General features: G+C 31.1%; 12 protein-coding genes. 4 read left to right on the top strand and 8 right to left on the bottom strand.

Translation table 11 applies throughout. The features are described from left to right. Positions 1-16 precede the first annotated feature (16 nt). Positions 17-925, top strand: a complete 909-nt coding sequence (locus ABNT61_RS02230; protein WP_348744668.1) for a FecR family protein — start codon at positions 17-19, stop codon at positions 923-925. Continuing rightward, a complete protein-coding gene (locus ABNT61_RS02225) occupies positions 909-3227 on the top strand; it encodes a TonB-dependent receptor plug domain-containing protein (RefSeq protein WP_348744667.1) in 2319 nt (772 codons plus the stop codon). Before ABNT61_RS02230 ends, ABNT61_RS02225 begins: the two co-directional genes overlap by 17 nt. A 72-nt stretch (positions 3228-3299) precedes the next feature. On the opposite strand, the gene fabG is transcribed toward ABNT61_RS02225, so the two are convergent. The 8 genes from fabG to ABNT61_RS02185 form a co-directional block, all read right to left on the bottom strand. Then, a complete protein-coding gene (gene fabG, locus ABNT61_RS02220) occupies positions 3300-4046 on the bottom strand; it encodes a 3-oxoacyl-[acyl-carrier-protein] reductase (protein ID WP_348711778.1) in 747 nt (248 codons plus the stop codon). Between the two features lie 82 nt (positions 4047-4128). After that, entirely contained in the window at positions 4129-5004 is an 876-nt protein-coding gene (gene sucD / locus ABNT61_RS02215; RefSeq protein WP_348711776.1) for a succinate--CoA ligase subunit alpha, read from the bottom strand. Between the two features lie 67 nt (positions 5005-5071). Then, entirely contained in the window at positions 5072-5992 is a 921-nt protein-coding gene (locus ABNT61_RS02210) for a UDP-3-O-(3-hydroxymyristoyl)glucosamine N-acyltransferase (protein WP_348744666.1), read from the bottom strand. Between the two features lie 45 nt (positions 5993-6037). Further along, positions 6038-6604, bottom strand: a complete 567-nt coding sequence (gene efp, locus ABNT61_RS02205; RefSeq protein ID WP_348711773.1) for an elongation factor P — start codon at positions 6602-6604, stop codon at positions 6038-6040. 10 nt (positions 6605-6614) lie between these two features. Further along, a complete protein-coding gene (gene lpxA, locus ABNT61_RS02200) occupies positions 6615-7400 on the bottom strand; it encodes an acyl-ACP--UDP-N-acetylglucosamine O-acyltransferase (RefSeq protein WP_348711771.1) in 786 nt (261 codons plus the stop codon). A 1-nt stretch (position 7401) separates the two neighbouring features. Further along, positions 7402-8793 (bottom strand): bifunctional UDP-3-O-[3-hydroxymyristoyl] N-acetylglucosamine deacetylase/3-hydroxyacyl-ACP dehydratase, encoded by a 1392-nt coding sequence (locus ABNT61_RS02195; RefSeq protein WP_348744665.1) that lies wholly within the window; start codon positions 8791-8793, stop codon positions 7402-7404. Then, a complete protein-coding gene (gene lpxD, locus ABNT61_RS02190; protein WP_348741774.1) occupies positions 8786-9826 on the bottom strand; it encodes a UDP-3-O-(3-hydroxymyristoyl)glucosamine N-acyltransferase in 1041 nt (346 codons plus the stop codon). The genes ABNT61_RS02195 and lpxD overlap by 8 nt, the downstream gene beginning before the upstream one ends. 56 nt (positions 9827-9882) lie before the next feature. After that, on the bottom strand, positions 9883-11112 hold the full coding sequence (locus ABNT61_RS02185; protein WP_348725603.1) for an HD domain-containing protein: 1230 nt from the start codon (positions 11110-11112) through the stop codon (positions 9883-9885). Between the two features lie 197 nt (positions 11113-11309). Between ABNT61_RS02185 and ABNT61_RS02180 the strand changes: the two genes are divergently transcribed. Then, entirely contained in the window at positions 11310-12857 is a 1548-nt protein-coding gene (locus tag ABNT61_RS02180) for a response regulator (RefSeq protein ID WP_348725605.1), read from the top strand. An 11-nt stretch (positions 12858-12868) separates the two neighbouring features. Next, entirely contained in the window at positions 12869-13276 is a 408-nt protein-coding gene (gene tsaE / locus ABNT61_RS02175; protein ID WP_348711763.1) for a tRNA (adenosine(37)-N6)-threonylcarbamoyltransferase complex ATPase subunit type 1 TsaE, read from the top strand. Position 13277: the final 1 nt, after the last annotated feature.

Here is a 13277-nt window from a genome sequence, read left to right as displayed (position 1 = left end):
CTAATCTGTTCTATATATGAGTATTAGTAGTATGGAAAAAGCAGAATTAATAAAAAAGTGGTTGGATAACAATTTGAATCCCGAAGAGCAAAAAGCTTTTGAAGCTCTCGAGGATTATAATGAATTGGTTCAATTATCAGATAAATTAAAACAATTTAAGGCTCCTGATTATAAATCAGATGGAGTTTTAGAACATATTCTTGAACAAAAGAAAACTAAAAAGAGTAAGTTAATCTCATTTAATGTAATGAGTAAAATTGCAGCAGTATTTGTAATTGGATTGAGCTTACTTTACTTTCTAAATAACACAGATACAACAGTTAACGCTATTGCAGCAAATAAGGTAAATACAACATTACCTGATAATTCTATGGTAACTGTAAATGCATCTTCTTCAATTACTTACAATAAAAAAAGTTGGAGTAATAAAAGACAGGTGAAACTAAAAGGAGAAGCATTTTTTAAAGTGGCTAAAGGTTCTAAATTTGATGTTGTTACCAATTCTGGTACTGTAAGTGTTTTAGGAACAGAGTTTAACGTAAAAAATAGAAATAATAGTTTTGAAGTTACCTGTTATGAAGGATCTGTGCTTGTAACTTATAATAATAAAGAAGAAAGACTAGCTCCTGGAGATTACTTCAGATCAGGAGTTGTTACTCGAAAAAAATTCGAAAACGTATCACCTACTTGGATTAACAACGAAAGTACGTTTATTAGTGAACCTTACAGTAATGTAATTCAAGAATTTGAGAGACAATACAATGTAAAAGTAACCACTGAAAATGTAGATACATCTTTATTATTCACAGGAAAATTTGTTCATAACGATATTGATATTGCATTAAAGACATTAACTTTACCTTTCAATATAGTTTTTGAACAAAACGAAAACGCTATTATTTTAAAAAGTGAACATACGAAATAGGTTATTTTTCTTAATTTATTTACTAACATTCAACTTCTTTTCTATTTATTCTCAAGATTCGAATCAAGAGAAAAAACCTCTTAGAGAGGTCTTAGAAATTTTACAAAAGAAGTTTAATGTTAGTTTTTCATATGCAGACAATTCTGTTAAAAATCAATTCATTACAGTTCCTGATGATTCTCTAACACTCTCAGAAGTTATAACGCAATTACAGCAAAAAACGAGCCTACAATTCGAAATTTTGAATGGCTCGTTGATTGTAATTCGTAAAAAGCAAAAGACAAAACTAAAATCAAAGTCAAGTTATTCCGAATTTGAGCCTTTAGATGAAGTTTTGGTTCAAGGATATTTAACATCTGGAATTTCAAAAAATAGTGACGGATCTATTGATTTAGAAACAGATAAACTCGGGATTTTACCAGGATTAATTGAACCTGATGTTCTGCAAATTATCAACTCTTTTCCGGGCGTTATCACAGTAGATGAAAGTATCTCAAATATCAATGTTCGAGGCGGAACTCATGATCAAAATCTTATTCTTTTTGATGGAATAAGAATGTATAAATCTGGGCACTTTTTTGGATTAATCTCTGCATTTAACCCATATTTAGATTATGATATTAACTTATCTAAAAGTGGAAGTAGTTCTAAATATGGAGAAAGTATTTCTAGTGTAATTGACATGAAATTACCTGATGAAGTTAGTACTGGAACCAAAACACAGTTTGGTTTAAATATGATTAGTGCTGATTTTTTAACTAGAATTCCCATATCAGAAACTACGGAATTACAGTTAGCCGCCCGAAGATCAATTACAGATTTTATTAATACTCCAACCTATAACCAATATTTTAAAAGAGCTTTTCAGGATTCTGACTTAAGTGCTTTACTCAACAATAATAGCGTTTTGGTAAAAGATGAAAGGTTTAGTTTCCACGATATATATTCGAAGTTTATTTGGGATATTAGTAGAGATGACAAATTAAAATTAGTATTCTTAAATATTGAAAATGAGTTATCTTACGATCAAAAATTAACGGGATCTACTGGAGATTTAGAGTTAGAAAGTAATTTGAATCAACAAAGTTTTACTACAGGAATAACCTATGAAAAACAAATTCATGATGATTTTAAAATTAGTGCTCAAAAATATTTTACGCATTACGATTTATCATCGACTAATGCTGACATTTTAAATAGTCAGAATTTAATTCAGGAGAATGTTGTTCAGGACAATGGATTAAAAATTGATGCTTGTTATAATTACAATGAATCTGTTTCCTTTCTATCTGGTTACCAATTCTCGCAAGTTGCTATTAGTAACTTAGAGGATGTTGATAATCCGGAATTTAGACGATATATTAAACAAGTGCTTCTCTCCCATTCTGCTTATGGTCAATTTGATTATACAACAGATAGAATTCAATTAAAAGCTGGTGCGCGATTGAATTATTTTGAGAAGTTTAATCGATTCTTAATAGAACCTAGAATTACATTTAATTATAAGTTCTTAAATAACTTTAGTTTATTAGCTACAGGAGAATTAAAAAGTCAATCTGTATCACAAATAATTGATTTACAAGAAGATTTCTTAGGGATTGAAAAACGTCGTTGGGTTTTATCTGATGAAAAGGATATTCCGATTATAACGAGCAAACAAGCTAGTTTAGGTGTGTTTTACAAGAAGAACAATCTACTTATAAGTGGAGAATTTTACATTAAAAATGTAAATGATATAAGTGCTAGAAGTCAAGGATTCCAAAATCAATTTCAATTTGTAAACGATATTGGAAACTACAATGTTAAAGGATTCGATTTTTTAATTAATCAGCGTTTTAAAAACTTTAATACCTGGTTAAGCTATAGTTATAATGTTAATAATTATGATTTTGCTAGTTTGAATAATGCAGAAAGCTTTCCTAATAATGTTGATGTTAGAAGTGTTATTAATTTGGCTGCAAATTATACCTATAATGATATAAAGCTAGCTTTAGGTCTAAATTGGCACACAGGACGTCCTTTTACAAAGCCTTTACAGTCTGATAACACAATTATTAGAACTATTAATTTTGATAACCCAAACAGCTCTAGATTAGCTGATTATATTAGATTTGATGCTTCTCTTCAATATCAATTTAAAATTGGAAAAGCAAATGCCGCAGCCGGAGTTTCTGTATGGAGTGTATTAGACAAAAGAAACATATTAAACACTTATTTTGATCTAGATAATAACGTAATTAATCAAATAGAGAATACTTCTTTACGAGTAACGCCAAATGCTAGTTTCAGAGTAAGTTTTTAAAAGTAAAAGCAGTATAAATAAAAAACGCACTATCAATGATAGTGCGTTTTTATATTGTAATAAATCCAATGATTAAGTTAACATACCACCGTCAACAGATAATGTTTGTCCAGTGATATAAGCACTCATATCAGAAGCTAAAAACACGCATGCATTAGCAATATCTTCAGGTGTTCCTCCTCTTTTTAAAGGAATTTCATTTCTCCATCCTTCAACTACTTTCTCATCTAATTTAGCTGTCATTTCAGTTTCTATAAATCCTGGAGCAACTACGTTACTACGAATATTTCTAGATCCTAACTCTAAAGCTACTGACTTTGAAAATCCTAAAATTCCTGCTTTAGAAGCTGCATAATTTGCTTGTCCAGCATTTCCTTTTAAACCAACTACAGAACTCATATTGATGATAGAACCTTTACGTTGCTTCATCATTGGTCTAATTACAGCTTTCGTTAAGTTAAAAACCGACTTTAAGTTTACTTGAATAACCTTATCAAAATCGTCTTCAGAAATACGCATTAACAAGTTATCTTTAGTAATTCCGGCATTATTAACTAATACGTCGATTGTGCCAAATTCTTCTAAAACAGTTTTAGCTAATTCCTGAGCAGCATCAAAATCAGCTGCGTTTGATTGATATCCTTTAGCTTTTACACCTAACTCAATTAATTCATTTTCTAAAGCTTTAGCTGCATCCACAGATGAACTGTACGTAAAAGCCACATTAGCACCTTGCTTTGCAAATTCTACTGCTATACCTCTACCAATTCCTCTAGTAGCACCAGTAACAATAGCTGTTTTGTTTTCTAAAAGTTTCATTCTATTTAATTAGTTGTTTGTAAATATAAAAAGAATTCCCGCTAAAAAACGGGAATTTATATTATCTGAAAATTTTAATGGCTTATCCTAAAACCTTAGCAACCATTTCTCCAATTTTAGCAGGAGATTCTACAACGTGAACTCCGTTTTCAGCTAAAATTTTCATTTTTGCTTGTGCAGTATCATCAGCTCCACCAACGATAGCTCCAGCGTGTCCCATTGTTCTTCCAGCAGGTGCAGTTTGTCCAGCGATGAATCCAACAACTGGCTTACGGTTACCATCAGCTTTAATCCAACGAGCAGCCTCTGCTTCTAACTGACCTCCAATTTCACCAATCATTACGATAGCTTCAGTTTCGTCATCGTTCATTAATAACTCTACAGCTTCTTTAGTTGTAGTTCCAATGATAGGATCTCCTCCAATTCCGATTGCTGTAGTAACTCCGTAACCTTGCTTTACAACTTGATCAGCAGCTTCGTAAGTTAATGTTCCTGATTTAGATACAATACCTACTTTACCTTTCTTAAAGATAAAACCTGGCATAATTCCAACTTTAGCTTCTTCTGGAGTAATTACTCCTGGACAGTTAGGTCCAACTAAAGTACAATCTTCTTTAGCATCAATATAAGATTTCACTTTTACCATATCTGCAGTAGGAATTCCTTCAGTAATACAAATGATTACTTTAATTCCAGCTTCAGCAGATTCCATAATTGCATCAGCAGCAAATGCTGGTGGTACAAAAATAATAGATGTATCTGCTCCTGCTTTTTGCACTGCTTCATCAACAGTATTAAATACAGGCTTACCTAAATGTTCTTGTCCTCCTTTACCAGGTGTTACACCACCAACAATGTTGGTACCATAATCGATCATTTGACCAGCATGGAAAGTACCTTCACTTCCTGTAAAACCTTGTACAATAATTTTTGAATCTTTATTTACTAAAACGCTCATTGGTTCATTTTTAATTTAAGTGTAGCAAAAATAGTTTTTTAATTGAGTATTACCAATTAAATTTCCGTTACTTTTTATCTTTATTTACTTCGTTTTTTAAATATATTAATTCTCGCATGGTTTGGCGATATTCTCTTTGTGGAGTTCCGAAATAAACACCTTTTTTCAATGATTTCATAACACCTGTTTGTGCCATTAAAACTGTGCCTTTTTCTATTCTTAAACCGCTCACAACTCCTACTTGCCCCCAAATTGTAACCTCATCTTCAATTACTGTACAACCTGCGATTCCTGTTTGGGCGGCAATCAAACATTTCTTTCCAATTAAGGTATCATGACCTACATGAACTTGATTATCAATTTTAGTTCCTTGCCCAATAGTAGTATCACCAGTAACTCCTCTATCAATTGTACAAGAAGCTCCTAAATCTACATTATCTTCAATAACCACTCTACCACCAGATACTAATGGATCAAATCCTTCTGGTCTTTTCTTATAGTAAAATGCATTACTTCCAAGAACCGTATTGGAATGAATAGTAACATTATCTCCAATAATACAATCATTATTAATCGAGACATTGGCATGAATAATACAGTTTTTACCAATTTTCACATTTTCTCCAATAAATACATTAGGCTGAATTATGGTATTCTCTCCAATAATTGAAGACTCTGAAATACTCTCTTTTGAAGCTATAAACGGATTGAAATGCTTTGTTAACTTATTAAAATCTCTAAATGGATCATCAGAGATTAATAACGTTTTACCTTCGGGACAATTAACTTCTTTGTTTATAAGAACTGTGGTTGCGTTAGATTCCAAAGCTTTGTCATAATACTTCGGATGATCTACAAAAACAATTTCTCCTTTTTGAACAACATGAATTTCATTTAAACCAGTAATTTCAAAATTTGGATCACCTACATAGTTTAAACTTAATAAATCAGCTATTCCTTGTAATGTTTGTGTTTGTTTAAATTTCATGACAGAAAAAATCCCGCTTTAGCGGGATTCATTATTTTAAAAAGGTTATGCTTTAATTCTTTCTGAATAAGATCCTTTTTCTGTATCAATTTTTATTTTATCTCCTTCATTTATAAATAAAGGAACATTTACTCTTGCTCCAGTTTCAACTGTTGCTGGTTTTGTAGCGTTAGTAGCTGTATTTCCTTTTACACCAGGTTCTGTATGTGTAACTTCTAAAATTACGTGAGAAGGCATTTCAACTGACAAAGGTAAACCGTCTTCTGTATTAATTAAGATTGTTACAACTTCTCCTTCTTTCATAAATTCAGATCCATCTACAACTTTTCTTTGAAGTGTAATTTGGTTATAATCATCTGTATTCATGAAGTGTAAATCATCTCCTTCTGCGTATAAATATTGAAATTTATGTGTTTCTACACGAACATCCTCAATTTTGTGTCCAGCAGAAAACGTATTATCAATTACCTTTCCTGTTGTTACACTTTTAAGTTTTGTTCTTACAAAAGCAGGACCTTTCCCTGGTTTTACGTGTAAAAATTCTATAATTTTAAAAATATCGCTGTTGTACTTAATACATAGCCCTTTTTTAATATCTGAAGTTGATGCCATTTTTTATTGATTAATTTGTCTTGTAATATCCTTTCATTATTCCTCGGTGAGAGTCTTTTATAAACTGAACGATTTCATCTCTCTCTGAGGTTGCTTCCATTTCTGCTTCAATAATTGCAATTGCTTGCGAATTATTGTAGTTCTTCTGGAATAATATTCTGTAAATATCTTGAATTTCTCTGATTTTTTCGGTTGTAAAACCTCTTCTACGTAATCCAATAGAGTTAATTCCTACATAAGATAAAGGTTCTCTTGCTGCTTTTACATATGGAGGAACATCCTTTCTAACTAATGAACCACCAGTTACAAATGCATGATTACCAACTGATGCGAACTGATGCACTGCTACCATTCCTGCTAATACTACGTTATCTCCAATAGTAACATGTCCTGCTAAAGTAGAATTATTAGAAAAAATACAATTACTTCCCACAATACAGTCATGAGCAATATGACAATACGCCATAATTAAACAATTATCTCCAATAACCGTTTTATGTCTGTCTGAAGTACCTCTATTTATAGTAACACATTCTCTAATCGTAACATTATTACCAATTTCTACTACTGTTTCCTCATCATTAAACTTTAAATCTTGAGGAATGGCAGAAATTACGGCACCTGGAAAAATTCTACAATTTTCTCCAATTTTAGCACCTTCCATAATAGTTACGTTAGATCCTATCCATGTACCAGAACCAATTTCTACATTAGCATGAATTGTTGTAAACGGTTCAATTACTACATTTCGAGCAATTTTTGCTTGTGGATGTACGTAAGCTAGGGGTTGATTCATACTATTTTACTTTACTTATTTGCGCCATTAATTCTGCTTCTGCAACAAGTTTTCCATTTGCATAAGCATAAGCTTGCATGTGTGCAATACCTCTTCTAATTGGCGTTATTAATTCACTTTTAAATATTAACGTATCTCCAGGTAAAACCTTTTGTTTGAACTTCACTTTATCAATCTTCATGAAATACGTTAGGTAGTTCTCAGGATCTGGAACTGACTTTAACACCAATACTCCACCTGCTTGTGCCATTGCTTCAATTTGTAATACTCCAGGCATTACAGGAGCTCCAGGGAAATGTCCTACGAAGAAATCTTCATTCATAGTTACATTCTTCATACCAACAACATGCTTATCAGTAAGCTCTAAAATTCGATCTACTAATAAAAATGGAGGTCTGTGAGGAAGTACATCCATAATTTGATGAATGTCCATTAATGGTGGTTGATTCAAATCATATGTAGGAACGTTATTTCTTTTTTCCTTTTTAATGATTTTCGCCAACTTTTTAGCAAAAGTAGTATTTACTAAATGTCCTGGTTTATTTGCAATTACTTTCCCTCTAATACGAGTTCCAACTAAAGCTAAATCCCCAATTACATCTAATAATTTATGTCTTGCTGCTTCATTTGCCCAATGTAATTCTAGGTTATCTAAAATTCCATTAGGTTTTATTTTAATATCATCTTTCTTAAAAGCCTTTTTAAGCTTCTCTGTTGTACTTTCTGATAATTCCTTATCAACATATACAATTGCATTATTTAAGTCTCCTCCTTTAATTAAATTATGCTCTAAAAGCATTTCAATTTCATGTAAGAAACTAAATGTTCTTGCTTTAGAAATTTCTTCTTTGAATTCAGATATTGAATTTAGAGTAGCATTCTGAGTTCCTAATACCTTAGTACCAAAGTCAACCATTGTTGTTACTTGGTATTCATCAGAAGGCATTAAAATAATTTCACTACCAGTTGTTTCATCTTTATAAGAGATGATTTCTTTTACAATATATTCTTCAATTTCTGCATCTTGTTCTTCAATACCAGCTTTTTCTAGAGCTTCTATAAAAAACTTAGAAGAACCATCCATAATTGGTGGTTCAGATGCGTTTATTTCAATTAATAAGTTGTCAATGTTCAATCCAACTGCTGCGGCTAATACGTGTTCTGAAGTGTTAATTTGAACTCCATTTTTCTCCATATTAGTTCCACGTTGAGTATCTGTTACATACTCAGCTTTGGCTTCAATAATTGGCTGTCCTTCTAAATCTACACGTTTGAACGCGAAACCATGATTTATAGGTGCCGGTTTAAATGTCATTACAACTTCGTTACCAGTGTGCAATCCTACACCTGATAATGTAATTTCATTTTTAATAGTGTTTTGTTTCTTACTCATTTCGGTTTTTAAGAGAATTCAATTCCTTCTCTATTCTATTTAGTGTTGTTATTGTTTTCGGTAAATTTTTAAAATGGACATATGATTTATTCCAATCAGAATATCCAAATGCTGGTGAACCTTGAACTACATCTCCATCTTTCAAATTTCTTCCAATTCCAGATTGTGCCTGAATCTTAACATTATTTCCAATAGAAATATGTCCTACAATTCCTACTTGACCACCAATCATACAATTCTCACCAACCTTAGTTGATCCAGCAATTCCAGATTGAGAAGCAATAACAGTATTTTTTCCTACTTCAACATTATGTGCAATTTGAATTTGATTATCCAACTTTACACCTTTTCTAATAATAGTTGAACCTAAAGTAGCTCTATCTATAGTTGAATTAGAACCAATATCTACATTGTCTTCAATAATTACGTTTCCTGTTTGAGGAACTGCCTTATATTCGCCGTTTTCATCAGGAGCGAAACCAAAACCATCAGATCCGATAATACTTCCTGAATGAATCTTACAATTCTTTCCAATTACGGTTTCTGAATAAATTTTAACGCCTGCAAAAATCACACAGTTGTCTCCAATAGTTACATTATCTCCGATATAAGAATTAGGATAAATTTTTACATTTTCTCCGACTACTACATTCTCACCGATATAAGAGAAAGCACCAATATATTCATTACTACCAATATTGGCAGTTTTTGATATATAATGTGGTTCTTCTCTACCTACTTTATTATTCTTAACCTGATTGTAATACTCCAATAAGGTAGAAAACGATTTGTATGCATCTTCTACTTTAATTAAAGTGGTTTCTATTTCCTTCTCAGGAATAAAACTCTTATTTACTATTGTAATAGAAGCCTTTGTAGTATATATATATGAATTATACTTAGGATTAGCTAAAAATGTTAAAGAACCTTTTTCGCCTTCTTCTATTTTAGATAATTTAGATACTAACTCCTCCTGGTTTCCTACTACTTCTCCTTGTAAGATCTCTGCTATCTGTTTTGCTGTGAATTTCATTACCTGCAAAAGTAATTATTTTTTTTGTTTAAGGTTACTATTGATAAAATAGTGTACTAAAAATTCTTAGGATAACAGCAGTAATATTTCACTACTGGTTTAGATAAACTCTTTAAGTTAAGATGGTCTGAAGCTTTTACTATGTCTTTTACTTTACCTTTCTTATTTAATATTTTTATCGGCTTTTCAATATTATACGCTTGATTTGATGCCGTATCTAAAAAGATAAAATAATCTATATACTCTTCTGGAATATCAAATGCTTCTTTTAATTGGCTTTTTAATTTATTGATTTTTTTCTCAGAAAATGGTTTATCCTGTAACTCTATTCCAAATAACTTTCTTTCAATTATCATCTTAGAAAGCCTTGAAAGCACAAAGTCTTCGTGAAAACACCATTGTTTTATTGATGTAAATACATCATAATCGTCTAATCTTGAAAAAACCTCCAATGCTTCATCATTAAAATTCTCCTCTGTTATTGTTTTATATAAGAAGTACTTTAAAGATTCTGTAGATGCTAACTCTATTCCTTGCTTAGCTAACTCTTTCGCTCGTTGTAAAACTTTAACCAAAAGTGTTTCTGCTGATAACGATGTTTTATGTAAATATACTTGCCAGTACATTAACCTTCTTGCTATTAAAAACTTCTCCACAGAGTATATTCCTTTTCGTTCAATAACAAGTTCATCATCCTTTACATTCATCATTGTTATTAATCTATCTGAGGAAATATTTCCTTCAGTAACTCCGGTATAGAAACTATCTCTCTTCAAATAATCTAATCGATCAACATCAAGTTGACTTGATATCAATTGACTGAAAAACTTTCGTTTATACTTTCCTTCAAAAATTTCAATAGCTAAACTTAATTGTCCATCAAACTCCTCATTTAATTTCTTCATAAACTTTAAAGAAATCTCTTCATGAGTAATACCATTAACTATACTATATTCCAGAGCATGAGAAAAAGCTCCGTGACCGATATCATGTAACAAAATTGCAATACTTAGTGCAGTTGCTTCATCTTCTGAAATAGCAACATTTTTTGTTCTTAAAATTTGAATGGCCTTCTGCATCAAATGCATGCAACCAATGGCATGATGAAATCGAGTATGATTTGCACCAGGATAAACCAAATTGGTTAAACCCATTTGTGTTACTCTACGTAATCGCTGAAAATAGCGATGCTCAATGATATCAAAAATTAAAGAATTTGGTATTGAAACTAATCCATAAATAGGATCATTTAGAATTTTAAGTTTATTCGTTTTAGAGGTCGTCAATCGTATTTTTTTATGATATTTACTTAAAGCAAAAGTAATTAAATAAAAAAAGGCTTTTTAAGTTTGTTTGATTTATTTTAGAGCAAACGAACAGATATGGCTAACTTTAATATTTTCTTTAGAAAATAAGAGGCTAATTTTTTGTTCTTTTACACTAAACGAATTTTTTATTCGTTGATTTTTAGTAACTGAATCATATGAGAAAAATAGACATCCTTTGGGTCGATGACGAAATCGATTTATTAAAACCACATATACTTTTTTTAGAACAGAAAAACTACAATATTGAAACTTGTACCAATGGCGCAGATGCAGTAGACCTAGTTAATGACGCTAGTTTTGACATCGTTTTTTTAGATGAAAATATGCCAGGAATTTCTGGACTAGAAACATTAAATCAAATCAAACAAAAACAGCCTAATCTTCCAGTGGTAATGATTACCAAAAGTGAAGAAGAGTTTATAATGGAAGAAGCGATTGGTTCTAAAATTGCGGATTACTTAATAAAACCTGTTAATCCAAACCAAATATTGTTAAGTCTAAAGAAAAATTTAGATCATTCTAGACTTGTTTCTGAAAAGACTACGCACAACTATCAACAAGAATTCAGGAAAATTGCCATGGATTTATCTATGGTAAATACTTATGAAGAATGGGTAGACTTATACAAAAGACTTGTTCATTGGGAATTAGAACTTGAGGATATTAATGATTCTGGTATGCTTGAAATTTTGGAAAGCCAAAAGTCTGAAGCAAACTCTCAGTTTTTTAAGTTTATAAAAAAGAACTACCAAGATTGGTTAACGAGTGAAGATAAACCAACAATGTCTCATACATTATTTAAGGATTATGTTGCACCTAATATTGATAAGGAAAATGGAACTTTATGGGTAGTTATTGATAACTTAAGATACGATCAATTTAGAGTTTTAGAACCTTACATTAACGAGTTCTACAAAAAGGAAAATGAATATTCTTTTTATAGTATTCTTCCTACAGCGACTCAATATGCAAGAAATGCAATCTTTTCTGGTTTAATGCCTTCTGAAATGGAGAAACGTTATCCTAACTACTGGAAGAATGATACCGATGAAGGAGGTAAAAATTTATTCGAAGCTGAGTTCTTATCTGAACAAATCAAACGAATGAACTTAAACCTTAAGCATGAATACTACAAAATAACGTCTTTAAAGAATGGAAAAGATTTAGAAGAAAACTATAACGGAACTAAACAAAACGACTTAACTGTTGTTGTATACAACTTCGTGGATATGCTTTCTCATGCTAAAACCGAAATGGAAGTAATTAAAGAATTAGTTGGTGATGATAAAGCGTATCGATCACTAACAGTGAGCTGGTTCAAAAACTCACCTTTACTTTCAATTATTCAAAAGGCAAAAGAATTAGGTCAAAAATTAATCATTACAACCGATCACGGAACAATTAACTGTAATAACCCAACCAAAGTAATTGGTGACAAAAATATTAGTGCGAACCTAAGATATAAAACAGGTAGAAGTCTTTCTTATGAAGACAAAGATGTGTACGCAGTTAAAAATCCAAAGGATATTTTCTTACCAAGCATAACAATTAACAGTCCGTTTATATTTGCCAAAGAAGATTTATTCTTTGCATACCCAAATAATTACAATCATTTCGTAAAATATTATAAAAATACGTATCAACACGGAGGTATTTCTTTAGAAGAAATTATTATACCTTGCGCCGTATATAATACAAAATAAGCGTGTTTTTTATGAATAAGGATTATTCTTTAGATCAATTACGAGAAATTGCTCAGGAAGTTATTGCTTCTTCAAAACATAAGATTCTATTATTTAATGGAGAAATGGGAGTTGGTAAAACTACTCTTATTAAAGAAATCTGTTCTATTTTGGGTGTTCAAGACACGATTAGCTCCCCTACTTTCTCTTTGGTAAATGAATATGTTACGGATAAAAACGAAACAGTTTATCATTTTGATTTTTATAGAATAAAAGATGAAGAAGAAGCTTTAGATATGGGGATTGAAGATTATTTCTATAATGACAATTGGTGTTTAGTTGAATGGCCTCAGAATATTAAAAATTTATTACCTTTAAATTCTGTTAACATCCATATCGAGTTAAACTCCGATAATCAAAGAAATATTCAACTGAAATAAA

It is taken from the genome of Tenacibaculum sp. 190524A05c, from assembly GCF_964036595.1.
GTDB lineage: Bacteria > Bacteroidota > Bacteroidia > Flavobacteriales > Flavobacteriaceae > Polaribacter > Polaribacter platacis.
This window is presented reverse-complemented; position numbering and strand designations above follow the sequence as displayed.